Origin of the sequence: Tabrizicola sp. (assembly GCF_030694085.1) — a bacterium.
GTDB lineage: Bacteria > Pseudomonadota > Alphaproteobacteria > Rhodobacterales > Rhodobacteraceae > Tabrizicola.
In genome coordinates this window covers 35,328-57,952 of record NZ_JAUXZE010000072.1, presented here as the reverse complement: position 1 = coordinate 57,952, position 22,625 = coordinate 35,328, and the positions used below count along the sequence as shown (strand labels likewise).

At 64.1% G+C, this 22,625-nt stretch carries 22 protein-coding genes; 19 read left to right on the top strand and 3 right to left on the bottom strand.

Annotated features, from left to right (window positions below; translation table 11 throughout):
* The first annotated feature begins 264 nt into the window (after nt 1-264).
* From Q8M85_RS16795 to Q8M85_RS16755, 9 genes are all read left to right on the top strand, one after another.
* On the top strand, nt 265-1,281 hold the full coding sequence (locus Q8M85_RS16795; protein WP_305546693.1) for a sterol desaturase family protein: 1,017 nt from the start codon (nt 265-267) through the stop codon (nt 1,279-1,281).
* Between the two features lie 105 nt (nt 1,282-1,386).
* Nucleotides 1,387-2,358 carry a substrate-binding domain-containing protein gene (locus Q8M85_RS16790; protein WP_305546691.1) on the top strand — a complete coding sequence of 324 codons (972 nt, stop codon included), beginning with the start codon at nt 1,387-1,389 and terminating at the stop codon, nt 2,356-2,358.
* Nucleotides 2,359-2,435: 77 nt separating this feature from the next.
* Nucleotides 2,436-3,440: an ABC transporter permease gene (locus tag Q8M85_RS16785; RefSeq protein ID WP_305546689.1), complete on the top strand. Its 1,005-nt coding sequence runs from the start codon at nt 2,436-2,438 to the stop codon at nt 3,438-3,440.
* Nucleotides 3,440-4,255: an ATP-binding cassette domain-containing protein gene (locus Q8M85_RS16780; protein ID WP_305546687.1), complete on the top strand. Its 816-nt coding sequence runs from the start codon at nt 3,440-3,442 to the stop codon at nt 4,253-4,255. Before Q8M85_RS16785 ends, Q8M85_RS16780 begins: the two co-directional genes overlap by 1 nt.
* 101 nt (nt 4,256-4,356) lie before the next feature.
* Entirely contained in the window at nt 4,357-4,668 is a 312-nt protein-coding gene (locus Q8M85_RS16775; protein ID WP_305546684.1) for a MocE family 2Fe-2S type ferredoxin, read from the top strand.
* Between the two features lies 1 nt (nt 4,669).
* Nucleotides 4,670-5,443: a TIM barrel protein gene (locus tag Q8M85_RS16770; protein ID WP_305546682.1), complete on the top strand. Its 774-nt coding sequence runs from the start codon at nt 4,670-4,672 to the stop codon at nt 5,441-5,443.
* A gap of 18 nt (nt 5,444-5,461) precedes the next feature.
* Entirely contained in the window at nt 5,462-6,271 is an 810-nt protein-coding gene (locus Q8M85_RS16765) for a 3-methyl-2-oxobutanoate hydroxymethyltransferase (RefSeq protein WP_305546680.1), read from the top strand.
* A gap of 30 nt (nt 6,272-6,301) precedes the next feature.
* Nucleotides 6,302-7,303 carry an inositol 2-dehydrogenase gene (gene iolG, locus Q8M85_RS16760; RefSeq protein ID WP_305546678.1) on the top strand — a complete coding sequence of 334 codons (1,002 nt, stop codon included), beginning with the start codon at nt 6,302-6,304 and terminating at the stop codon, nt 7,301-7,303.
* A 230-nt stretch (nt 7,304-7,533) separates the two neighbouring features.
* Nucleotides 7,534-8,400, top strand: a complete 867-nt coding sequence (locus Q8M85_RS16755; RefSeq protein WP_305546676.1) for a MurR/RpiR family transcriptional regulator — start codon at nt 7,534-7,536, stop codon at nt 8,398-8,400.
* Here the strand turns inward: Q8M85_RS16755 and Q8M85_RS16750 are convergent.
* Genes Q8M85_RS16750 through iolD form a run of 3 tightly spaced genes read right to left on the bottom strand, consistent with a single transcriptional unit; the run spans nt 8,387 to nt 11,964 of the window.
* Nucleotides 8,387-9,199: an SDR family oxidoreductase gene (locus Q8M85_RS16750; RefSeq protein WP_305546674.1), complete on the bottom strand. Its 813-nt coding sequence runs from the start codon at nt 9,197-9,199 to the stop codon at nt 8,387-8,389. The two genes, Q8M85_RS16755 and Q8M85_RS16750, sit on opposite strands and share 14 nt — an antisense overlap.
* Nucleotides 9,196-10,089 (bottom strand): myo-inosose-2 dehydratase, encoded by an 894-nt coding sequence (gene iolE, locus Q8M85_RS16745; protein WP_305546672.1) that lies wholly within the window; start codon nt 10,087-10,089, stop codon nt 9,196-9,198. The genes Q8M85_RS16750 and iolE overlap by 4 nt, the downstream gene beginning before the upstream one ends.
* A 3-nt stretch (nt 10,090-10,092) precedes the next feature.
* A complete protein-coding gene (gene iolD, locus Q8M85_RS16740; RefSeq protein ID WP_305546670.1) occupies nt 10,093-11,964 on the bottom strand; it encodes a 3D-(3,5/4)-trihydroxycyclohexane-1,2-dione acylhydrolase (decyclizing) in 1,872 nt (623 codons plus the stop codon).
* Between the two features lie 108 nt (nt 11,965-12,072).
* Between iolD and iolG (Q8M85_RS16735) the strand changes: the two genes are divergently transcribed.
* From iolG (Q8M85_RS16735) to Q8M85_RS16690, 10 genes are all read left to right on the top strand, one after another.
* Nucleotides 12,073-13,080 carry an inositol 2-dehydrogenase gene (gene iolG / locus Q8M85_RS16735; RefSeq protein ID WP_305546668.1) on the top strand — a complete coding sequence of 336 codons (1,008 nt, stop codon included), beginning with the start codon at nt 12,073-12,075 and terminating at the stop codon, nt 13,078-13,080.
* The gene (locus Q8M85_RS16730) at nt 13,080-14,519 is read left to right on the top strand and encodes an NAD-dependent succinate-semialdehyde dehydrogenase (RefSeq protein WP_305546666.1); all 1,440 of its coding nucleotides are present in this window, start codon (nt 13,080-13,082) and stop codon (nt 14,517-14,519) included. The genes iolG (Q8M85_RS16735) and Q8M85_RS16730 overlap by 1 nt, the downstream gene beginning before the upstream one ends.
* Nucleotides 14,516-15,325 (top strand): HpcH/HpaI aldolase/citrate lyase family protein, encoded by an 810-nt coding sequence (locus Q8M85_RS16725; protein ID WP_305546664.1) that lies wholly within the window; start codon nt 14,516-14,518, stop codon nt 15,323-15,325. The genes Q8M85_RS16730 and Q8M85_RS16725 overlap by 4 nt, the downstream gene beginning before the upstream one ends.
* The gene (locus Q8M85_RS16720; RefSeq protein WP_305546662.1) at nt 15,325-16,299 is read left to right on the top strand and encodes a hydroxyacid dehydrogenase; all 975 of its coding nucleotides are present in this window, start codon (nt 15,325-15,327) and stop codon (nt 16,297-16,299) included. The genes Q8M85_RS16725 and Q8M85_RS16720 overlap by 1 nt, the downstream gene beginning before the upstream one ends.
* Nucleotides 16,296-17,414 carry a Gfo/Idh/MocA family protein gene (locus Q8M85_RS16715; protein ID WP_305546660.1) on the top strand — a complete coding sequence of 373 codons (1,119 nt, stop codon included), beginning with the start codon at nt 16,296-16,298 and terminating at the stop codon, nt 17,412-17,414. Before Q8M85_RS16720 ends, Q8M85_RS16715 begins: the two co-directional genes overlap by 4 nt.
* Nucleotides 17,411-18,385: a Gfo/Idh/MocA family protein gene (locus Q8M85_RS16710; protein ID WP_305546658.1), complete on the top strand. Its 975-nt coding sequence runs from the start codon at nt 17,411-17,413 to the stop codon at nt 18,383-18,385. The genes Q8M85_RS16715 and Q8M85_RS16710 overlap by 4 nt, the downstream gene beginning before the upstream one ends.
* Before the next feature lie 18 nt (nt 18,386-18,403).
* Entirely contained in the window at nt 18,404-19,225 is an 822-nt protein-coding gene (locus tag Q8M85_RS16705; protein ID WP_305546657.1) for a TIM barrel protein, read from the top strand.
* A 198-nt stretch (nt 19,226-19,423) separates the two neighbouring features.
* On the top strand, nt 19,424-20,446 hold the full coding sequence (gene xylF, locus Q8M85_RS16700) for a D-xylose ABC transporter substrate-binding protein (RefSeq protein WP_305546655.1): 1,023 nt from the start codon (nt 19,424-19,426) through the stop codon (nt 20,444-20,446).
* Nucleotides 20,447-20,524: 78 nt separating this feature from the next.
* Nucleotides 20,525-21,826 carry a sugar ABC transporter permease gene (locus tag Q8M85_RS16695; protein WP_305546653.1) on the top strand — a complete coding sequence of 434 codons (1,302 nt, stop codon included), beginning with the start codon at nt 20,525-20,527 and terminating at the stop codon, nt 21,824-21,826.
* Nucleotides 21,823-22,599, top strand: a complete 777-nt coding sequence (locus tag Q8M85_RS16690; protein ID WP_305546651.1) for an ATP-binding cassette domain-containing protein — start codon at nt 21,823-21,825, stop codon at nt 22,597-22,599. The genes Q8M85_RS16695 and Q8M85_RS16690 overlap by 4 nt, the downstream gene beginning before the upstream one ends.
* The last annotated feature ends 26 nt before the right edge of the window (nt 22,600-22,625 follow it).

The following is a 22,625-nucleotide window of genomic DNA, read 5'->3' as shown; positions in this document are numbered from 1 at the left end:
TCTTTCGTATCATTGGTTAGAGTAACTGATACGAATGCGACGTTTTAGTGTTTCCGCTATCATTGCGGGTTGATTTGACTTCCGTCAAGGCGCCTATCTTCCCGCAGCAAGACCGGGCGGGAAACTGAGTCTCTCGCCCAGCGGAGGAAGACAGCACAAGAGCGAAGAACGCGGCCCCAAGGGGCCAGCAGCCAAGGGGCATTTCCCGGGGTGGAAGCGCTTGTGCCGTCCGATCCCGCACCGGAACGCGAAGGGAGGACCAGGATGGACGATCTGCAATTCGGCACCCGCAACAAGCGTGGCGACTGGGCCCCCACGGCCCACCTTCAGCTGCCGCCCTTCTGGCGTCGTCCGTTCAGCCTGCCAAAGGTTCTGGCCTGGATTCCCGAATACCTGTTCCCTTGGAACGCCTTCCACATGGCGACGGCGCTGGTCTGGTGGTTCTTCGTCGTGCCGGATGTGGCCACGATGCAGACCCTGTCATGGGGTTGGGCGCTTTGGCTTTACGCCGTGAATGCCACCGCGATCTTCGTCTTCTACGGATCGGTCGAGCTGTTCTGGTATGTCCGCCGCAAACAGGGCACCCGGTTCAAGTACAACGGCAAGTTCCCGTCGGATCAGCCGTCTGACGTGTTCTGGTTCAAAAGCCAGAACATCGACAACTTCCTGAGGTCGTTCTTCGTGTCGATCCCGCTCTGGACGCTGGTCGAAGTGGTGTTCCTCTGGGCTTTCGCCAACAGCTGGGCCGTCTGGCTGCATTGGGAGACGCATTGGCCCTGGCTGGTGGTGCTTGCGCTGATCAGCCCGGCGATCCACGAGGTGCACTTCTTCTGCATCCACCGCCTGATCCATGTGCCGATCCTGTATAAGTGGATCCACTCGGTTCACCACAACTCGGTCAACCCGTCGCCTTGGTCGTCGCTCTCGATGCACCCGGTGGAGGGGTTCCTCTATCATGCGGTCGCCTTCTGGCACCTGATCATCCCGTCGAACCCGCTGCTCGCGATGTATCAGCTGCACCTTGCGGGCTTTGGCGCGGTGAACGGCCATATCGGTTTCGACAAGCTGGAAGTGACCGAAGGGTCTGCGCTGGATAGCCACGCCTACGCCCATTACCTGCACCACAAGTATTTCGAGGTGAACTACGGCGGCGACGGGCTGATCCCTTTGGATCGGTGGTTCGGCTACTGGCACGACGGCTCGAAAGAAGGCGAGGCGCGGATGAATGCGCGCTTCCAGAAGAAGAAAGAGCGGATGAACGCCAAGGCGGCCCGCACCTGACCCATCACTACATTCCACCGGCCGGTCGAGGAGGCCGTCCAGGTGGTGAAGACTGAAGGCATCAACAACCCGCCAAAGCGGCGGACCAAGGGAGGAGACAGACCAATGAGCTTCATGAAAACCATCGCCAAGGTGCTGGCGACCACGGCACTGGTGTCGGCGGGATCGGCTGCGATGGCGGCGAAGATCGCCGTGATCGGCGGATCGAACGACGACGCCTTCTGGAACATCATCAAGAAGGGCATCGACGACGCCACTCCGGCCGTTGTCGCCAACGGTGGTGAAGTCACCTACCTGCGTCTCGTGAACTACGACAACTTCGCCCCCGATGTGGTCCAGCTGATCCGCACCGCGATTTCCATGGAAGTGGATGGCCTGGTCATCCCGAACTGGGTGCCCGAGGCCGAAGATCCGGCGATCAAGGAAGCCATTGCAGCGGGGATCACCGTGATCCTGATGAACGCAGGCGGCGCAGACAAGGCCACCGAACTGGGCGCGATCAACTATGTCGGGTCGGATGAATATGTCGCCGGTCTGGCCGGTGGCGAATACTTCGGCAAGGCTGGCAAGAAGAACGTGATCTGCGTGAACACCCTGCCCGGCGCGGCCAACACCGAAGCGCGCTGCAAGGGCGTGATCGAAGGCGTTGTCGCCGCCGGTGGCAAAGGCACGCAACTGCCGCTGCCGACCACCAGCTTCGGCGATGCGACTGCCGTGGCCGAGGCGATCAAGGCCGAGCTGATCAAGGACGGAACGGTCGACGGCGTCATCACCATCTCGGCAGGCGATGCGGACAGCGCCGCGATTGCGGTTTCGCAGGCCGGTCAGGCGGCCCCTGCGATGCTGGGGTCGTTCGACATGAACCAGGCCGGTCTGGACCGCATCAAAGGCGGCACGCAGGCGTTTGCCATCGACCAGCAGCCCTATCTGCAGTCGTTCCTGGCGGTCAGCCTGCTGGCATCGTCCATCGACTTCGGCACCGATCTGCCGGTGTTCCCGGTGCTGACCGGCCCGGGCATCGTTGATGCCTCCAACATCGACGCCACGCTGGCCGGTGTGAAACTGGGCGCGCGCTAAGACACCTCTGCCCGGCTCGCACACAGATGCGGGCCGGGTCTCGCCGACCTTTCCCAACTCAAAACAGGGGGCAGCCGATGTCCAGCATTTCCCTTGGCGGGCTCTTGCGCCGCCCCGAGGCAGGGGCCGCCCTTGGCCTGATCGCCGTCCTGATCTTCTTCGCCATCTTCGGCGGGCTGACCTTCCTGAAACCGGCGGGCATGGCAAGCTGGCTGAACGTCGCCGCGAACCTGGGCGTCATCGCCATTCCGCTGGGTCTGCTGATGATTGCCGGTGAACTGGACATCTCGGTCGGTGCCATGGTGCCGTTCGGAGCGATGACCGTGGCCGTCATCTCGGGCCACTACGGCCTGCCGATCTGGTTGGGTATCGCCGTGGCGCTGAGCTTTGGCATGGTGGTCGGCCTGGTGAACGGGTTTCTGGTCATCAAGACCGCCGTGCCGTCACTGATCGTCACACTGGGCAGCCTCTTCGCGGTGCAGGGCATCGTGCTGGGTCTGACGGTGCTGATCACCAAATCCACCTCGGTCGCGCTGACCACAGAAGGCCCGGCCAAGGCGATCTTTGGTGACTTCGTGATGGGCGGTCAGTTGCAGGTGATGGTGCTGTGGTGGCTGGCCCTGACGGCGCTTTACATCTTCTTCGTCCACTTCAGCCCCTTCGGAAACTGGATCTTCGCGATGGGAGGCGACAAGGTTTCCGCCCGCAACGCAGGGATCCCGACCGACCGGCTGACGATGATCCTGTTCGTCCTCTCCTCCACCTCGGCGGCCTTTGTCGGCATGTGCCAGGCGATCCTATACAACTCGGCGCAAGTGGCGGGCGGGCAGAGCTTCATCTTCAACTCGATCATCGCGGTCGTGGTGGGCGGGGTGCTGCTGACAGGGGGCTTCGGGTCGGTGGTGGGCATCTTCTTCGGCACCATCACCTTCGCGGTGGTCACCCAAGGCATCTACTACACCGATTTCGACCGGAACTGGTCGTCGCTGATCATCGGCGTCCTCCTCTTGGGCGCGGTTCTGATGAACAACACCTTCCGCAAGATGGCGCTGTCCTATGCGCCGAAGAAAGGGGGCAAGTGATGGCTGCTCCGATCCTCGCGCTCCGCGGTGTGAACAAAAGCTTCGGTCCCATCGACGTTCTGCACGACATCACGCTGGAGGTCCGCCCGGGCGAGGTCCTCTGCCTTCTGGGCGACAACGGCGCAGGCAAGTCGACGCTGATCAAGATCATGTCGGGTGTGCACCAGCCGACTTCTGGCGTTATCGAGATGGATGGCGCGCCTATGACCTTCCCCACCCCGCGCGCTGCGCAGGAGGCCGGTATTTCCACCGTCCACCAGTTCGGCGGAACCTTTCCGCTGATGTCGATCGGGCGGTCGTTCTTCGTGGGGGTCGAACCGACCAAGGGCTGGGGGCCGTTCAAGGTCTATGACAGGAAGACGGCCAACAGCGTCGCGGTGAAAGCCGTGCAGGATATGGGCATCACCCGCATCACCGATGGCGACCGGCTGGTCGGTGGCCTCTCGGGTGGCGAGCGACAATCGCTGGCAATCGCCCGCGCCGTCCATTTCGGTGCGCGCGTCCTGATCCTGGACGAACCCACGGCAGCTTTGGGCGTCAAGCAGGCCACCCACGTCCTGCGCATCGTGAACGAGGCAAAGCGCCGGGGCCTTGCGGTGATCTTCATCACCCATCAGGTGATGCACGCGATGGCCGTCGGCGACCACTTCGCCGTTCTGATCCGCGGGGCCGTCGCCGCTGACTTCAAGAAGGGCGAGAAGACCCGTGAAGAGATAACCGACCTGATGGCCGGTGGCGCCAGCATGGCCAGCCTGGAAGCCGAGATTGAAGGCTACATGGCTGCCCACGACGGCCACCCGCCTCCGCCCGCGTAACAGTCTACCCGTCGGACGCCTGGGCTTCCGCCCACGCGCCGACTTCTGCCCCGGCCCAGCCCTTCCCTCGGGCCGGGGCACTTTCAACCCCGAGAGAAGCCATGCCCAACTGGATCCGCGCCTGCGCCACCGACGACATCGACCTTGATGACCTGATCCGCTTCGACCACGGGTCGCAGACCTTTGTCCTCATACGCTCCGAAGATGACACCTTCCACGCGATGGACGGGATCTGCAGCCACGAGAAGGTCCATCTCTGCGATGGCCTTGTCATGGATGGCACCGTCGAATGCCCCAAGCACAACGCCACCTTCGACTACCGCACCGGCGAGGCCAAGCGCGCGCCCGCCTGCATCAACCTGAAAACCTTCCCCGTCCGCGTGCAGGACGGCGAAGTCTGGATCGAGGTCTGACATGACATTCCAACTTGCCGCCTGCGCCGAGATGCTGTGGCGCGACCGCCCGATCGCTTGGCGCGCCAGCCGCCTGAAGGAGATGGGCTTTGGCGTGGGCTTGTGGAACTGGCCGAACTGGGAGCTTGCCGCGCTGGAAAAGACCGGGGCCACGTTCACGATCATGAACGGCTACCTTCAGGGCCGCCTGACCGACACCGAGGGCTGCGAGATGCTGCTGGCCTCGGCCCGCGAAACCTCAAAGGTCGGAAAGCGGCTGGGCGTCCATCGGTTGAACCTGCACGGCACCGGCCTTGGCGACAAGGGCATCCCGATCCCGCAGATCGGCGCCTTTGCCCCCGGGATGGAGCAGCGCGCCCGCGACACCCTGCACCGCATCTGCGATCTGGCCGAAGCCGAGGGTCAGGTGTTCACTTTGGAAAACCTCAACCCCTTCGACCATCCAGGCTGCCCCTTCGGATCGACCTCTGCCGTCCTGGGCCTCGTCAGCGCCGTGAACCGCCCGCAGCTCAAGATCAACCTCGACCTCTACCACACCCAGATCGGAGAGGGCGACCTGATCCGCTGGTGCGAGGCCTGCCTGCCCTGGATCGGTGAGGTTCAGGTCGCCGACAACCCCGGACGCTGTGAGCCGGGGACGGGAGAGATCAACTATGCCGGTGTTGCCAAGGCGCTGAAAGCCATGGGCTACACCGGTCCCGTCGGCATGGAAGCCAACGCCAAGGGCGATGAGGAGGCTGCCCTCGAAGCCTTCCGTTCCGCCTTCACGGTTTAAAGGAGGCACGGTGTAATCATGGTCCACAAAGCCAACCGCCCCACCGTCCACGACATGCGCGCAATGAAGGCACGGGGGCAGAAGATCTCCATGCTCTACGTCACCACGCTGGAGGAAGCTGCAGCGGCAGACGCGGCCGGCATCGACATGCTGTCCATTGAGTCCCGCTTCTTCAGCCCCGAAATGCGCGAAGCAGCGGGCAAGTGCTTCGTTCAGGTCGGCCTGCCCTTCGGTCCCCACGGCAAGCTCGCCACCGCCGAGGACTACCTCCGCGCCGCCTTCCACTTCACCGCGATGGGCGGCGACTGCTTCTACTGCGCCGCCTCCTTGGACATCCAGAAGGCCCTTTGCGACAACCATATGCCGGTCGTCGCTCACGTCGGCCTGATCCCCAGCTTCATCACCTGGACCGGCTGGCGCGCTGTGGGCAAGACCGCGACCGAGGCGCGGGCCGTCTGGGACCACGTCAAGCAACTGGAAGCCATCGGAGCCTTCGGGGCCGAGTTGGAGGTCGTGCCCGACCGGCTTGGCGTGTTCATTTCGAAGAACACGTCGATGATCATGCTTGGCATGGGCGCAGGGCCGGGGGCGGACGCGCAATATCTTTTCGCCGAAGACGTCCTTGGCTGCACCGATGGCCACCGCCCACGCCACGCCAAGACCTACCGCAACTTCGCCGCCGAATACGCCCGCCTGCAAGCCGAACGCATCGCCGCGTTCAAGGAGTTCATCGCGGACGTCAACACCGGCGGCTACCCGCAGCCACAGCACAATGTCGCCATGGCGGATGCCGAATTCGAAACCTTCAAGGCCGGCCTCAATCAATAGTCTCGGTCACCAACCTCAAGGAACTCAACCATGCTGAAAGTCGGCCTTCTCGGCGCCGGGCGTATCGCCGGCGTCCACGCCACCGCCATCGCCACGAACCCTGGCTCGACCCTCGCCGCCGTGTCGGACATCAACACGGAAGCCGCCGCCAAGCTGGCCGCGCAATACGGGGCCGAGGCGCGCACGACGGACGCGATCCTGAACGACCCCTCTATTGACGCGGTTCTGATCGCCACCTCGACCGACACCCATTCCGACCTGATCGAACGCGCGACGGGGGCCGGAAAGGCCGTGCTCTGCGAAAAGCCGGTGGACCTGTCCCTCGCTCGCGCGCAAGCCTGCCAGAAGGTTGCGGTCAAGAACGGCAAGCCGGTAATGATCGGCTTCAACCGCCGCTTCGACCCGAACTTCGCCGCCCTGAAGACTGCATTGGACAAGGGCGAGATCGGCAAGGCCGAGCTTCTGTCGATCACCTCATTCGACCCCGCCCCGCCGCCTATCGCCTACATCAAGGTCTCGGGCGGGCTTTTCCGCGACATGATGATCCATGACTTCGACATGGCGAACTTCCTGATGGGCGCGGCCCCGGTGACCGTCAGCGCTGTCGGCTCCTCGATCGTCGACCCCGCCATCGGCCAGGCCGGAGACGTGGATACCGCTGTCGTGACCCTCACCTACGCCGACGGCCGCATCGCCGTGATCAAGAACTCCCGCCGGGCCGTCTATGGCTACGACCAACGGGTCGAACTGTTGGGTTCCGAAGGGCTTCTTCAGGCGCAGAACATGCTGGAGAACACCGTGGTGAAATCGACGGCCGCAGGCGTTACAGGTGCGAAGCCGACCTACTTCTTCCTGGAACGCTACATGCCCGCCTACGCGGCCGAGTGGGCTGCCTTCGTGACCGCGGTGAACGCAGGGTCGGCACTGCCGGTAACGCTGGATGACGGTGTGGCTGCCCTTGCGATGGCCGAGGCGGCAACGATGTCCGCAAAAACCAGAAGCCCGGTAGATCTCACTTCTATTCTGCCGTGACCTCTCAGCACACGTTGCATGAATCGATAACCTTGGAGGTCAGGGCCACGTATCCCGGCGAGACGAACTGTCGCTTTCCGGGATATGTTTTCTTGCCTGAGCAAAGGCGAGCCGTGTGTCGATCGCAGATCTGGCGGCAACTCCATTTCGCACCAATCAGTGCATTTCTGGCCAATTGACAAAGTTTTCTGCGCAGTGCTCCATATGCAAGGAATGAACTGGAGCTGTATATGTCTTTTCGACCACCGGAGACCTACGAGGAGTTGATCCGGCTGATCCACGATCGGTACGACGACATGTCCAAGTCCTACCAGAAGATCGCGCTTTACCTGACGCAGAATCCGAATGACGTCGCGGTGCTGTCAGTCAACGCCATCGGCGCGAAGTGCGGGATCCATGCATCCAGCTTTGTGCGGTATGCGCAGTCCCTGGGCTACAAGGGCTTCAAGGATCTGCAGGTCATTTTCCAGCGCCGCCTGACCACCGCGGCCCCTGGGTTTGATGCCCGTGTTCGCGCGCTGGAAACCGAACTTGGTGGTGCGCGTGAAGGCGAAATGGGGCTCCTGTCCGACCTTGTCACGCGAGACGTGGCATCGCTGCAGGAACTTCTTGCAAACATCGATCCCGATGCGCTTGCGAGTGCCGCAAACATGATCGAGGCGGCGGATACGATTTATCTGGTCGGCCAGCTGCGATCTGCCCCCGTAGTCGAGCTTCTGCGCTATGTGCTGACCATGCTGGGCAAGCGGACGGTGCTGCTTGACGCGAGCGGTGGTTTGGCCACGCATATGGCAAAGGTGGCGCGGACGACAGATGTCCTGTTCTTGGTGTCCTTCCGCTTCTACGCGACCGAGGTGGTCAATGTCGCCGAAGAGACGGCTGCGCGCGGCGTGCCGATCCTGGCGATCACGGACAGCACGCTGTCGCCCTACGCCAAGCTGGCGAAAGTGCTTTTTGCTGTGCCAGAGCATGAATACACCTTCTCGCGCAGTCTGGCTGCGCCGATGTGCCTGGCGCAGGCGATCTGTGTCGCCGTTGCGGCCCGGCTGCAGAAGGACAGCGCCGAGCCACGGATTCCGGTGGTCACAGGGCCATAGGGCCTTTCGGCACAGGCATCCCCTCGGCCACGGCACCCCAGACAGATTGGTCGAAGTTCACGATGGCCCCAGTCATCAGGCCCGCATCGTCCGAGACGAGGAAGTTCACGGCGCGCGCGGCTTCGTTCGGATCGACGAGGCGGCCAAACGGGAGAGTAGCGGCGGCCTTCTTCTCCCAGTCCGGGTCGCCGCCCTCGGCCTGGATCTCGCGTTCGTGGTCCGAGGCCATCCAGCCGACGTTCAACTGGTTCACCCGGATGCGGTTGGCCATGACGGAGAAGGCGGTGTTGGCGGTCAACGTGGTCAGAGCGCCCTTGCTGGCGCAGTAGGCGTTGATGAAGGGCTGACCCGCCAGGGCTGAAATCGAGCCTATGTTGCAGATCGCACCCTGGATGCCCTTGGCGATCATCAGCTTGATCGCCTCTTGCATCAGGAAGTAGGGGCCACGAACGTTGGTCGCGAACAGAGCGTCGAAGGTCTCGGGCGTGGTGTCGATGATGGTGCCGCGCGCGGTCGATGCCCCGGCGTTCACCAGCACGTCGAGGCGGCCGAAGTGGCGGTCGGTCTCGGCAATGACCCTTTGGCAGTCTTCGATGCGGGCGAAGTCGGCCTCCACGAATAACGCCGGGACAGAGTGGCCATCGATGATGCTTCGCGCGACGGTCGCTCCTCGATCGGCGTTGCGGCCAGTGATGACCACGGCCTTGGCCCCGGCGGCGGCAAGCCTGCGGGCAATCGCTGCCCCCAGGCCCTGCGTGGCACCAGTGACGACGCAGACCTTGCCGTCCATCCGGTTCATTGCACGACCTCGTATCCAGCCGCGGCCATGACACGTAGAAGTTCCTTGTGGCCCTTCTTGGCCATCTCCAGGGGCGGCGAGACCTTGGGGTCCTGTTCCGCCTCGACGACGAACCAGCCCTCGTAGCCTTTGCCTGCCAGCGCCTTGACAATGGCCTCGAAGTCCAGCGACCCGTCGCCGGGGACGGTGAAGGCACCTTTCACCACGGCGTCGAGGAAGCTTTCCTTTGTGCGGTCCAGCCCGTTGATGACGCCCATCCGCACGTCTTTGGTGTGGACATGAGTGATGCGCTTCCAGTGGTTTTCGATCACCCGAAGGTTGTCGCCGCCGCCAAAGGCCATGTGACCCGCGTCGAACAGCAAGGGCACCGTGGAATGCTTCATGAAAAGGTCCAGCTCGGGCTCGGTCTCGATCACGGCGGCCATGTGGTGATGGTAGCTGATCGGCATGCCGTTGGCGGCGCACCAGTCCGCAAAGTCGCTGATCTTGCGGCCATAGACGGCCACTTCAGCCTCGGTCAGCCTGGGCTTGGTGGCCAGGGGGGCGGACTTGATGCCCTGAACCGAGCGCGCGGTTTCGCCGTAGACGATGCAGGGTGCCTTGGCCGCCTTGAAGAACGTGTGCTGCTGGGCGATGCGGTCCTTCTCGACCTCGATGTCGCCGTCCAGAAGCAGGCCCGAGAACCATCCGCCGCAGACCGAGATACCGTATTTCTGCAGGATCGGGCCAAGCTCGGCCATGTCCATCGGGAAGCGGCGGCCGGTTTCCATGCCGGTGAACCCGGCGCCCGAGGCCTGACGCAGACATTCCTCCAGGCTTACATCGTCGCTGAGTTCCGCCAGGTCGTCGTTCCACCAGGCGATTGGGGCAATTCCAAGTTTCGCTTTCATTCTTCAGACTCCAACGCGCTGCTTGGCGCGAATTTCTTCCTGATGGGCGCGGGCCTTGTGGACGCTTTCGCGGTCCGAGACCTCGGGCACCCCCACATCCCAGTCGGCATCGCCCGGCACCCAGGCGTAGGCGTCGGTCACGATGGAGATGACGGTCGTCCGGTCATTGCCCTTGGCCCACTCCAGAGCGGCCTCAAGATCGGCCAGGCTTTCGCAGCGGCGCGCGGCGGCTCCCATCGATTCCGCATGCTTGGCAAAGTCGACGTGCAGGGGGTTGGCCTTGTCGGTGATCCGGCAGTCCTTCAAGAGGTTGTTGAACCCCGGCACGCCCTTGAACTGCTGCAAGCGGCTGATGACCGCGTAACCGCCGTTGTCGCAGACCACGACGATCATCTTGTGGCCGGAAAGCACCGTCGAATAGATGTCCGAGTTCATCATCATGTAGGTGCCGTCGCCCAGCATGACGATAGGGGTGCCGCCCAAGCCGCCCGGCCCGGATTGCGCCATCGCGCAGCCCCAGCCTGCAGCGATCTCGTAGCCCATGCAGGAGAAGCCGAATTCCAGGTCGAACGAGTTCGGTGCCTTCACGCGCCAGCCCTTCGCTACCTCGCCCGGAATTCCACCGGCGGCGGCGATCAGGGTGTCCTTCTCGCCCGCGGACTTGTTCACGATGTTCACGACCTGGGCATAGGTCGGGATCGGGGCGTTGGTCGGCGTCTGGTGGTCGTCGAGAAGCGCGTCCCATTCGGCGAAGATCGCCTTGGCGTGGGGAAGGTGCCCGGCGGGTGCTTTCCAGGCGCCAAGGTTGGCGTCCAGGTCGTTCACGCCTTCCAGCGCATCCCCCACGACCGCGAGGGCACGGTGCTTCAGGGCGTCGAAGCGGGCCGCGTTGATCGAGATGAAGCGGGCATCGCGGGAGAAAGCAGTCCACGAGCCGGTGGTAAAGTCCTGCAGCCGGGTGCCGATGGCCAGGATCACGTCGGCCTCGGCCGCCAATGCATTGGCGGAAGTGGAGCCGATGATGCCGATGGGGCCTGCGTGGACCGGATGGTAATGGGTCAGGCCACCCTTGCCAGCAATGGTCTCCACGACCGGGATGCCGCGTTCGGCCGCAAAGCGGGCGAGGGCACCTTCGGCCCCGGAATAGCGCACGCCACCACCGGCGATGATCAGCGGCTTCTTTGCGGTCTTCAGCAGGGCTGCGGCATCGGCCACTGACTTGCGGTCAGGACGCGGGCGCGGGATGGCCCAGGTGCGTTCCGCGAAGAACTCGACCGGGTAGTCGAAAGCCAGCTCCTGCGTATCCTGCGGCAGGGCGAGGAAAGCCGGGCCGCAATCGGCTGGGTCGAGCATGGCGCCAACGGCCTGTGGCAGCGACTGGATGATCTGCGCCGGATGGGTGATGCGGTCCCAGTAGCGGGTGACAGCCTTGAAGGCATCGTTCACCGTCAGGGTCGGGTCGTTGTAGTGTTCCACCTGCTGCAGAACGGGGTCCGGCAGGCGGGTGGTGAAAGTATCCCCGGCGATCAGAAGGACGGGCAGCCGGTTCGCGTGGGCCGTGCCCGCCGCCGTGACCATGTTCAGCGCGCCCGGCCCGATGGAGGACGTCGCGATCATGATCTGCCGTCGGCGTTTGGCCTTGGCGAAGCCGATCGCCGCAAGGGCCATCGACTGTTCGTTCTGACCGCGCCAGGTGGGAAGGGTGTCCTGCACCGCCTCTAGCGCCTCGGACAGGCAGGTCACGTTGCCATGACCGAAGATGCCGAACACCCCGGCGAACAGGGGGATGCGCTGCCCGTCGATCTCGGTCATCTGCGCGGTCAGCCAACGCACCAGCGCCTGCGCCATAGTCAGGCGAATCGTCGAGTGTTCCATAAGCCATCTCCTCCCTCGAATGTGGAGACAGCATAACCGCATGCATTATGGGTTGACAATAGACGTTAATGGCAATGAGTATTGCGCCATTGAATCGGGAGGACGAAAATGATCCGGATCGCTGTGCTCGGCTGCGGGCGCATTGGCGTGATGCACGCTGCCAATATCGCGGCGCACCCGCGGGCCACCCTTGCGGGAGTCTTCGACATCCACGCGCCCGCTGCACAGGCGGTGGCGGCGAAAACCGGTGCCAAGGTCTTTCCGTCGGCGGAAGCGATCTTTGCATCGGCGGACGTTGACGCGGTGCTGATCGCCACGGCCACGGATACCCACGCCGATCTTCTGGAGCTGGCCGTTGCGGCCGGCAAGCCGATCCTGTGCGAAAAGCCCATTGACCTGAGCCTTGCCCGCGTGAACGCATGCGCAACGAAGATTGCGGGAGCGCAGGTTCCGATCCAGCTTGGCTTCGTCCGACGCTTTGATCCGGGCCACGCCGCCGTGCGCAAAGCCATCGAGGCTGGTGATATCGGCAAGGTGCATCAGGTTGTCATCACTTCGCGCGATCCGGGGCTGGCCCCGGAAGCCTATCTGCAAGTCTCGGGCGGCATCCTGCGCGACATGACCATTCACGATCTGGACATGGCGCGCTTCATCCTGGGTGAGGAGGTGACCGAGGTCTTCGCCACCGGCTCGCGCCTCGTCGACCCGGCGCTGATGGAAAAGCTGGGTGATCATGACACGGTGACCGTGGTCCTGAAGACCGCAAGCGGCAAACAGGCGATCATCACCAACTCGCGTCGTGCGACGTATGGCTACGACCAGCGGGTCGAGGCTCTCGGCACCAAGGGCATGGCAATCTCGGAAAACCGTCGCCCGCATGAGATGACGCTGCATAGCGCCGATTTCACCGACCGGGCGGAGCCACTCCTGAACTTCTTCATCGAACGCTACCGCGAAGCCTTCGACGCCGAGATTTCCGAATTCGTGGAGGCGATCGAACAGAAACGGGCCCCGTCGGTCGGCTTTGAGGATGGGCGTCTGGCACTGGTGCTGGCGGAAGCTGCACTGAAGTCGATAAACGAGGGCCGCGTCGTGGCCGTGAAGGAGCTGTCCTGATGTATGCACGGTTTGGACTTTTCATCGGCGGTGAATGGCGCGCGGCGGCCGACGGCCGGACTTCGGCCGTGCTCAGTCCAGTGACCGAGCAGTCGCTGGGCGATTGCCCAGTTGCCTCCGTAGCGGATACCGAGGCGGCCCTCGTCTCGGCCGCAACGGGCTTTTCAGCCTGGTCGAAGACCCCGGCGTTCGAACGCGCCGACGCGCTGCACCGGATCGCGGATGAGATGTTGCGGCGCACAGACGAAGGCGCCCGCATGATCAGCCTGGAGACGGGCAAACCCATCGCACAAGCCGGGCGCGAATGGGGCCTTAGCATCGACCAGTTCCGCTGGTATGCCGAAGAAGCCCGCCGCATCTATGGCCGCATCATCGAATCCCGCGTGCCGGGTGGCCGGTTCGAGGTTCACCACGAACCCGTCGGTGTCGTGGCGGCCTTTACCGCCTGGAACTTTCCTGCAGCCCTGATCGCGCGAAAGGTGGCTCCCGCCCTAGCCGCAGGATGCTCCACCATCATCCGCCCGTCGAAGCAGACGCCGGGCGTGGCGATGGTGATGGTTGACTGCGTCCGTGCGGGTGGTTTGCCCGCCGGCGCAGTCAACCTGGTTGTCGGCCCGACCGAGGCCACCTACGGGCCGCTGATGACGTCGAACGTGGTGCGCAAGGTCAGCCTGACCGGCTCCACCCGCGTCGGCCAGCAGATGATCCGAGATGCGGCGGCGACCTTGAAGAAGGTGTCGATGGAGCTGGGCGGCAACGCGCCGGTCATCGTCTATGATGACGCGGACCTCGAGTCCTGCCTGAACGCCGCCGTGCCGACGAAGTTCGCTAATGCGGGTCAGGTCTGCGTGACGGGCGACCGCTTTTATGTGCATGAACGGTTGCATGATGCCTTCGTCGAAGGCTTCGTGAATCGCGCGCAGGCGATCAAGTTGGGCGACGGGCTGGACCCTTCGGTCGGCATGGGGCCGCTGATCAGCGCGGACCGGCTGACCGAGATGGAACGGATCGTTGCGGGGGCCGTCGCTGCAGGTGCTACGGTCGCGACGGGGGGCAAGCGGGCAGGAGGCTTCAACGCCGGGCATTTCTATGAACCGACCGTCCTGACCGGTTGCACCGACGACATGAGCGTGATGGCCGAGGAAAACTTCGGCCCCATCGCCGCGATCACCCAATTCTCCAGCGAAGACGAGGTGCTGGCCCGCGCCAATGCTTCGGACATGGGTCTGTCGGCCTATGCCTTCACCACCAACCCCGCCCGCGCCCGCCGCACCGTTTCGGCGCTGAAGGCGGGGATGGTCGGCATCAACTCCTTCGCGATGGCGGCCAGCGAGGCGCCCTTCGGTGGCACCAACCACTCCGGCATGGGCCGCGAGGGCGGGATCGAGGGCATCCGCGATTACCTTGACGTCAAATCCAGCCAGATGGTGTGGGCATGATCCCGAACCGGTTGAAACAGCTTTGGGCCGAAGGCAAGCCCACGATCAACGGGTGGTGCAGCATCGGCAACCCCTTCACCGCCGAGATCATGGCGGCGCAGGGGTTCGACAGCGTTACCATCGACATGCAGCATGGTGCGTTGGATTACTCCAACGTCCTGCCGATGTTCCAGGCGATGCGGGCCAGTGGCGCGACGCTGATGGCCCGCGTGCCGTGGCTGGAGCCGGGCATCATCATGAAGGCCCTGGACGCCGGGGCCTACGGGATCATCTGCCCGATGGTCAACTCGGCCGAGGACGCCGCCCGTTTCGTCAGCTACCTGCGCTATCCGCCGCTGGGCCAGCGTAGCTTCGGCCCGACGCGCGTGTCCTTTGCGGCGGGCGCCAACTACGCGGGCGAGGCGAACGACAACATCCTCGGCTTTGCGATGATCGAGACGGCAGAGGGGATGGCGAACCTTGACGCCATCGCCGCGACGCCGGGACTGGACGGGATTTATGTCGGCCCCGCCGACCTGACCCTAAGCCTGACGCAGGGCCGCCTTGCCCCTGGCTTTGACCGAGAAGAGCCGGAGATGATCGCCGCCCTGCACACCATCCTTGCTGCCTGCAAGAAGAACGGCATCCGCGCCGCCCTGCATTGCGGGACGCCGGACTATGCCGCGAAGGCCATCAGCTGGGGCTTCGACATGACCACTGTGGGAGGGGACAGCCGCTTCCTCGCCGCCGCAGCCGGGGCCGCTGTCGCGGGCTTCCGCAAACTGACCGACGGGGCGGCAGCCAAGACCGAGAAAGGGACCTACTGATGCCGCATCTTCTGGTCGCCGGCAAACTGCATCCCTCGGGTCTGGACCTTCTGCGCTCGGCTCCCGTGACTTTCGACTATGTCGAGGAGATCTCGGAGCCGTCCTACCAGGCGCATCTGCCGAAGGCGGAAGCGCTGGTGATCCGCACGCAGCCTCTGACGGCGGCTTCCATCGAAAGGGCACCGGGGCTGAAGATCGTCTCGCGCCACGGGGTCGGCTATGACGCGGTCGACGTGCCCGCCCTGAACGCGCGCGGAATCCCCCTCTGCATCGTGGGGGACGTGAACTCCTCGGGCGTGGCGGAACATGCGATGATGCTGATCCTGGCCGCGACGCATCGCCTGATCGCCGCCGACCGCGCCACGCGGGACGGCGACTGGGGCTGGCGGAACGGGCTGCAGACGCATGAGGTCGCGGGCAAGCGCCTACTGATCCTGGGCTTCGGGCGGATCGGGCAGAAGCTCGCCGCTCTGGCCCGCGCCTTCGGGATGGAGGTTCATGCCCATGACCCCTTCATACCCGCCGAAAGCTGGCCCGAGGGCGCTGCGCGGGCCAGCGATCTGGCACAGGCGCTGGCGCAGGCCGATGCGGTGTCCTTGCACCTGCCGCGTGCGGACCGGGCAGTGCTTGGGACTGCAGAACTGGCGCTGATGAAGACAACCGCTGTCGTGGTAAACACCGCGCGGGGCGGGTTGTTGGATGAGGTCGCTCTGGCCGACGCCCTGCGGGCGGGCCGGTTGGGCGGCGCGGGGATCGAGGTCTTTGACGCCGAGCCTCCGGGAATGGACCACCCGCTCTTCGGCCTCGACCAGGCGGTCCTGACCCCGCACAACGCCGCACTCACCGTGGAGTGCGCCGAACGGATGGCCATCGCCTCGGTGCAGAACGTGCTGGATTTCTTCGCCGGTAAACTTGACCCGGCGCTTGTCGTGAACGCTGCCGCGATCGGCGGCTTGAAGGAACTTGCGAAATGACCAAACCCCGCCTCCGCATCGGCCTGATCGGCACCGGCTTCATGGGCAAGGCCCATGTCTTCGGCTTCACCTCGGCCCCCCGGGTGTTCGAACTGGCTTATGACCTGGACCTCCACACCGTCGCCGACATCACCCCCGAGGCCGCCGAACGTGCCCGCATCACGCTGGGCTTCGCCAAGGGCACCGCGCGCTGGCAAGATATCATCGAGAACCCCGAGATTGACCTCGTCTCGATCACCGCGCCGAACGCGCTGCACAAGGAGATGTCGCTGGCGGCCATCGCGGCGGGCAAGCATGTTTATTGCGAGAAGCCGCTGGCCCCGTTGGCATCCGACGCGCTGGAGATGACGCTGGCCGCCGAGGCCAAGGGCGTGCAGACGCAGGTCGGGTTCAACTACCTCTGCAATCCGATGCTGCAGACCGCGCGTGAGATGATCCGGGCGGGAGAACTGGGCGAAATCCGGGGTTATCGCGGCATCCACTGCGAAGACTACATGGCCGACGCTAACGGCTCCTTCACCTTCCGGCATGACCCGGCGGGTGGCGGGGCGCTGGCAGACATCGGGTCGCATGCCTTGGCGACAGCTGAATTCCTGTGCGGGCCGGTGACTAAGGTCATGGGCGACTGCGTGACGATGATTGGCGAACGTCCCGACGGACGCGGCGGCCGCAAGACCGTGACGGTCGATGACGTAGGCCGCGCCTTCCTTCGGTTCGAGAATGGGGCTTCCGGCAGCATCGAGGGCAACTGGATCGCCACCGGTCGGAAGATGCAGCACGACTTCGAGGTCTACGGCACCAAAGGCGCGCTGGCGTTCAGCCAGGAGCATTTCAACGTCCTGCACTACTTCGACACCTCCGACCGCAAGGGTCGTCAGGGCTTCCGGCGCATCGAAGCCTCACCCGACCACGCGCCATATGGGTTGTTCTGTGTCGCGGCGGGGCATCAGATCGGCTTCAATGACCTGAAGGCGATCGAGGTCGCGGGTTACATCAACGCCATCGCTGGCAAGTCGGATGAGCCGTTCAACTTCCGCGCCGGGCTGCGCATCCAGACGCTGGTCGAGACGATCCAGTCCTCGTCGCGTGAACAACGCTGGCTTGACGTGAAATGACCCTTTCGGTCGGCGTAATCGGCACCGGGGTGATGGGAGCAGAACATGTCCGCATCCTGCGCGACGAAACGGCCGGAGCGCAGGTCGTCGCTGTCTGCGACGCGGATATCGACCGCGCCCGCGCTGTGGCGGGGCATGGGGAAGCCTTCTCCGATCTGCTGGCGCTGATCCGTGACCATAGGGTGCAGGCGGTGGTCATCGCCTCACCCGACGCCACCCACGCCGATCTGGCGCTGACCTGTCTGGCGGCCGGGAAGCCGGTGCTGTGCGAAAAGCCGCTGGCAGCGACGGCCGAGGATGCGCTGCGGGTGGTTCAGGCCGAAGTCCAGTTGGGCAGGCGGCTGGTCCAGGTGGGATACATGCGCCGCTTCGATCCGGCTTATGTCGAGATGCTGCGCGTGCGGGCATCGGGCGCGATTGGCGAGGCGGTGCTTCTCCACAACACCCACCGCAACGCTGCGGCGCCCGACTGGTTCACCGGGGCGATGGCGGTGACGAATTCCTTCGTCCACGAGATCGACATCAGCCGCTGGCTGTTGAACACCGAGCCGACTCTGGCCCGGATCAGCGCGGCGCCCGGGGGTGATCCGCTGATGATCACGCTGGAGACGGAAAGCGGGGCCATCGTCTCGACCGAAGTCCACATGAACGCGCGCTACGGCTATCACGTCCACGCCCAGCTTGTCGGGCGGGAGGGCACGGTGGAGATGGCAGCACCAACCGTGACCCTGACAAACCACGTGGGGCAGCACGGCCACGTCTGGTCGGAAAACTGGGTCCCCCGCTTCCGCGACGCCTACCGCATCCAGATGAACGGCTGGGTCAGGTCCATCGCCGACCAGCATCCCGTGGGCGCTTCGGCCTGGGACGGCTACGTTGCAACAGCCATTGCGGAACAGGTCGTGACCGCTTTGCAGACCGGCAACCCGGTGCGGCTGACCTTCGGCCAACGGCCCGACCTTTACCTCTGATCCGAACGGAACCCCGCCATGTCGATCCGCTTTGCCCTGAACCGAACCTGCGCTCCGCAACTGCCCCTGGACGCGTTCATCGCGCTTGCGACCTCGGTCGGGGTGCAGGCGGTGGAAATCCGCAATGACATCGAAGGACGTGAGTTCGCCGATGGCACCCCGGCGCGCGATGTGCTGGCACGGTTGCAGGATGTGGGGCTTGAGGTCGCGTCGGTCAACGCGCTGCAACGGTTCAACGACTGGTCCCCGACCCGCGCCAAGCAGGCGGAGGCGATCATCGCCTACGCCTCTGCCCTAGGGGCACCGGGAGTGGTTCTGTGCCCAGTTCACAACGAGGATCACGGCTGGACCGACGCGCAAGCCGAGAAGAACTTGCGCAACGGGTTGCGGCAGCTACGGCCGATCCTGCAGGTGCACGGCATCACGGGTTATGTCGAGCCTCTGGGGATGAAGGGCTCGACCATGAAGCGGCAGGACATGGCTGTGGCGGCGGTCACTGATATCGACGGCTGGGATGATTACAAGCTGTGCTATGACACCTTCCAGTATTTCCGCTGCGGCGATACGCGGCTTTTCCCCCAGCACATCGGTCTGGCCCACATGTCCGGCATCGCGCGCACCGACCTTTCGCCGGGCGACCTGGTCGAGCCGGACCGGGGCTTGGTCTTCGTCGGCGACCGGGTGGGCAACATCGCGAAGCTGCGCGGATTGAAGGCGGCCGGATACGAAGGATTCGTCTCGATGGAGCCGTTCAGCCCCGAGGTGCAGAATGATCCCGAGCTTGTCGCGCACCTTCGCGCAAGCCTGGAATACGTCTCGACCCTGTTGAAAGCGGCGTGATTGCGGCGCGTCCAGAGCCGTGAGGCATGGGGCCTCGCCTCTGTCCGGCTGTAAGTTCGAGGCCGCAATGAATCTTGTCATGCAAGAAAAGTTGCCAAATAAAATAATTGACAAAGATGATGCGTCTGCGTCAGATCACTGCAGGCGATCGTCGCCAGACCGGCAGCAAAAGCCGATGATTCCCAGGGAGGAACTGGAATGAAAAGAACCCTTCTGCTCGCATCCGTTGCGATTGCGGGCTTGACCTCGGCGGCTTCGGCCCAGGATCTGAAAGTCTGCGTTTCGTGGTCGAACTTCCGCGAAGAGCGTTGGAAGACCGACGAAGCCGCGATCAAGGGCGCTCTGGATGCCGCTGGCGCCGAATACGTCTCGGCTGACGCGCAGACCTCGGCCTCCAAGCAGCTTGCCGACATTGAAGGCATGATCACCCAGGGCTGCTCGGCGTTGATCGTCCTGGCGCAGGACTCGGCCTCGATCGGGCCGGCTCTGGACGCCGCTGCCGACGCCGGTATCCCTGTCGTGGGTTATGACCGCATGATCGACGACCCGCGCGCCTTCTACCTGACCTTCGACAACGTCGAGGTTGGTCGGATGCAGGCCCGTGCCGTTCTGGCAGCGATGCCAAAAGGCCGCTACGTGATGATCAAGGGCTCGCCCGTTGACCCGAACGCAGACTTCCTGCGCGGCGGTCAGCAGGAAGTGCTGCAGGCAGCCATCGATGCCGGTGACATCACCATCGTCGGCGAAGCCTACACGGACGACTGGCAGCCCGCCAACGCCCAGAAGAACATGGAGCAGATCCTGACCGAGACCGACAACGGCGTTGACGCTGTCGTCGCGTCGAACGACGGCACCGCAGGTGGTGTTGTCGCGGCGCTGACCGCTCAGGGCATGGCCGGGATCCCGGTTTCGGGTCAGGACGGCGACATGGCCGCACTGAACCGCGTGGCGCTTGGCACCCAGACCGTTTCAGTCTGGAAAGACAGCCGTGCGCTGGGCAAGGCGGCCGGTGAAATCGCCGTCGCCCTGGCTTCGGGCACCGCAATGGACGCCGTCCCGGGTGCGGGCAAGTTCACGTCGCCGGGTGGCAAGGAACTGACCGCGGTTCTGCTGGCTCCGCAGCCGATTACCAAGGATAACCTGAACCTCGTGCTGGACGCGGGCTGGATTGCCAAGGACGTCCTTTGCGCTGGCGTGACCGGCGTGGCCGTCTGCGAGTAATCCGACAAACAGCCAAGAACAGGCGGCGTCCCACAGCATCGGGGCGCCGCCACACTGAAGCGGAGAGGGAGGACCACCATGTCGCAGTCAGGGCTTGCGCCCCAGGAAATCACGTCCCGGCGCAGCGTGATCGATACGCTTGAGCTGGATGTGCGGCTGTTGGGCATGTTGATGGCCTTCGCCGCCGTCGCACTTGTGTTCACGATCTGGACGGGCGGCACCTTCGTCGGCCCGCGCAACGTGTTCAATATCGCCGTGCAGACCGTTCCGGTGGCGATCATGGCCTGCGGCATGGTCTTCGTGATCGTGGCCCGACACATCGACCTTTCCGTCGGCTCGATGCTGGCGATGTGCTCGGCGGTGATGGCCATGTGTCAGGCGACCTGGCTGCCGAACCTCTTCGGGACCACGTTCGGCAATCCGTTTGTCCTGGGCCTGACGATCCTGATCGGCTTTGCGGTCGGCACTGCGATGGGCGCGATCACCGGCTGGTTGGTCGGCTACCAGCGTATCCCGTCGTTCATCGTCACGCTGGGCGGGCTGTTCGTCTGGCGCAACGTCAACTGGTTCACCACCAACGGGCAGTCGGTCAGCCTCACCGACCCCAACCTCCTGATGTTCGGCGGCACCGAGGGCGTCCTTGGCGCAACTGCAAGCTGGATCTTCGGCCTCGTCGCCTCGGGTTTCGCGGTCTGGGGCATCTTCGCTTCGCGCCGCAACAAGCAAAGCCACGGCTTCGTGGTCAAGCCCCTGTGGGCCGAGGGCGTGATGGCCGGATTGATCGTTGGCGCGATCCTGTTCTTCGTCGGTTGGTTGTCGCGCTATCCGATCCCCGAGGCCAAGCTGAAGCGGCTGTTCGAGGCCAAGGGTCAGGTCATGCCCGAAGGTTATACCGCCATGCACGGCGTGCCGATTTCGGCCCTGATCCTGATCACCGTGGCCGTCGTGATGACCGTGATCGCCCGCAAGACCACCTTTGGCCGCTACATCTTTGCTGCCGGCGGCAACCCCGACGCGGCCGAGCTGTCCGGCATCAACACCCGCGCTTTGACGGTGAAGATCTTCGCGCTGATGGGCTTCCTGTGCGCCCTGGCTGCGCTGATCGCTCAGGCCCGTCTGCAAAGCCACGGCAATGACATCGGCATGCTGGAGGAGCTTCGCGTCATCGCCGCTGCGGTGATCGGCGGCACGGCTCTGGCCGGGGGCGTCGGCACCATCTACGGCGCGGTCCTTGGCGCGCTGATCATGCAATCCCTGCAGTCCGGCATGGCCATGGTCGGCGTCGACACGCCGTTCCAGAACATCATCGTCGGCCTCGTGCTGATCATCGCCGTCTGGGTCGACATCCTGTATCGCAAGCGATTGGGGCTTTCCAAATGACCATGAACCGCACCGTCAATCGCACTGGCACCCCTCTGGTCGAACTGCGCGACATCTCGATCTCGTTCGGCGGGATCAAGGCCGTGGACCACGTCTCGGTCGACCTCTACCCCGGCGAAGTGGTGGGCCTTCTGGGCCACAACGGTGCGGGCAAGTCCACGCTGATCAAGTGCCTGTCGGGGGCCTACAAGGCCGACAGCGGGCAGACCCTGATCAACGGGCAGGAAGTGGAGATCAACAACCCCCGCGATGCGCGCGACCTGAATATCGAGACGATCTACCAGACGCTTGCGCTGGCGGATAACCTCGACGCTGCCTCGAACCTGTTTCTGGGACGCGAGATCAAACGCCACGGCATCGTCGACGATGCCAAGATGGAGGCGGAGACACGGAAGATCATGGGCCGTCTGAACCCGAACTTCCGCAAGTTCAACGTCCCCGTCTCGGCCCTTTCGGGCGGTCAGCGTCAATCAGTCGCCATCGCCCGCGCTGTTTACTTCAACGCCAAGATTCTGATCATGGACGAACCCACCGCCGCCTTGGGCCCGCACGAAACCCAGATGGTTGCCGAGCTGATCCAGGAGCTGAAGGCGCAGGGCCTTGGCATCTTCCTGATCGAGCACGACATCCACAACGTCATGAAGCTGTGCGACCGCGCTTCGGTGATGAAGAACGGCCAGCTTGTCGGCACGGTGAACGTGGACGAAGTGACGGACGACGACATCCTGGGCATGATCATCCTGGGCAAGAAGCCTGCCCATCTCGCGGCCTGAAGGGCGCCAGACGGTCCTCAGTCTCT

What these genes read in the sequence shown, in the direction of transcription:
- Q8M85_RS16795 (WP_305546693.1), top strand. Translation starts at nt 265, where the DNA reads ATGGACGATCTGCAATTCGGCACCCGCAACAAGCGTGGCGACTGGGCC.
- Q8M85_RS16790 (WP_305546691.1), top strand. Translation starts at nt 1,387, where the DNA reads ATGAGCTTCATGAAAACCATCGCCAAGGTGCTGGCGACCACGGCACTG.
- Q8M85_RS16785 (WP_305546689.1), top strand. Translation starts at nt 2,436, where the DNA reads ATGTCCAGCATTTCCCTTGGCGGGCTCTTGCGCCGCCCCGAGGCAGGG.
- Q8M85_RS16780 (WP_305546687.1), top strand. Translation starts at nt 3,440, where the DNA reads ATGGCTGCTCCGATCCTCGCGCTCCGCGGTGTGAACAAAAGCTTCGGT.
- Q8M85_RS16775 (WP_305546684.1), top strand. Translation starts at nt 4,357, where the DNA reads ATGCCCAACTGGATCCGCGCCTGCGCCACCGACGACATCGACCTTGAT.
- Q8M85_RS16770 (WP_305546682.1), top strand. Translation starts at nt 4,670, where the DNA reads ATGACATTCCAACTTGCCGCCTGCGCCGAGATGCTGTGGCGCGACCGC.
- Q8M85_RS16765 (WP_305546680.1), top strand. Translation starts at nt 5,462, where the DNA reads ATGGTCCACAAAGCCAACCGCCCCACCGTCCACGACATGCGCGCAATG.
- iolG (WP_305546678.1), top strand. Translation starts at nt 6,302, where the DNA reads ATGCTGAAAGTCGGCCTTCTCGGCGCCGGGCGTATCGCCGGCGTCCAC.
- Q8M85_RS16755 (WP_305546676.1), top strand. Translation starts at nt 7,534, where the DNA reads ATGTCTTTTCGACCACCGGAGACCTACGAGGAGTTGATCCGGCTGATC.
- Q8M85_RS16750 (WP_305546674.1), bottom strand. Translation starts at nt 9,199, where the DNA reads ATGAACCGGATGGACGGCAAGGTCTGCGTCGTCACTGGTGCCACGCAG.
- iolE (WP_305546672.1), bottom strand. Translation starts at nt 10,089, where the DNA reads ATGAAAGCGAAACTTGGAATTGCCCCAATCGCCTGGTGGAACGACGAC.
- iolD (WP_305546670.1), bottom strand. Translation starts at nt 11,964, where the DNA reads ATGGAACACTCGACGATTCGCCTGACTATGGCGCAGGCGCTGGTGCGT.
- iolG (WP_305546668.1), top strand. Translation starts at nt 12,073, where the DNA reads ATGATCCGGATCGCTGTGCTCGGCTGCGGGCGCATTGGCGTGATGCAC.
- Q8M85_RS16730 (WP_305546666.1), top strand. Translation starts at nt 13,080, where the DNA reads ATGTATGCACGGTTTGGACTTTTCATCGGCGGTGAATGGCGCGCGGCG.
- Q8M85_RS16725 (WP_305546664.1), top strand. Translation starts at nt 14,516, where the DNA reads ATGATCCCGAACCGGTTGAAACAGCTTTGGGCCGAAGGCAAGCCCACG.
- Q8M85_RS16720 (WP_305546662.1), top strand. Translation starts at nt 15,325, where the DNA reads ATGCCGCATCTTCTGGTCGCCGGCAAACTGCATCCCTCGGGTCTGGAC.
- Q8M85_RS16715 (WP_305546660.1), top strand. Translation starts at nt 16,296, where the DNA reads ATGACCAAACCCCGCCTCCGCATCGGCCTGATCGGCACCGGCTTCATG.
- Q8M85_RS16710 (WP_305546658.1), top strand. Translation starts at nt 17,411, where the DNA reads ATGACCCTTTCGGTCGGCGTAATCGGCACCGGGGTGATGGGAGCAGAA.
- Q8M85_RS16705 (WP_305546657.1), top strand. Translation starts at nt 18,404, where the DNA reads ATGTCGATCCGCTTTGCCCTGAACCGAACCTGCGCTCCGCAACTGCCC.
- xylF (WP_305546655.1), top strand. Translation starts at nt 19,424, where the DNA reads ATGAAAAGAACCCTTCTGCTCGCATCCGTTGCGATTGCGGGCTTGACC.
- Q8M85_RS16695 (WP_305546653.1), top strand. Translation starts at nt 20,525, where the DNA reads ATGTCGCAGTCAGGGCTTGCGCCCCAGGAAATCACGTCCCGGCGCAGC.
- Q8M85_RS16690 (WP_305546651.1), top strand. Translation starts at nt 21,823, where the DNA reads ATGACCATGAACCGCACCGTCAATCGCACTGGCACCCCTCTGGTCGAA.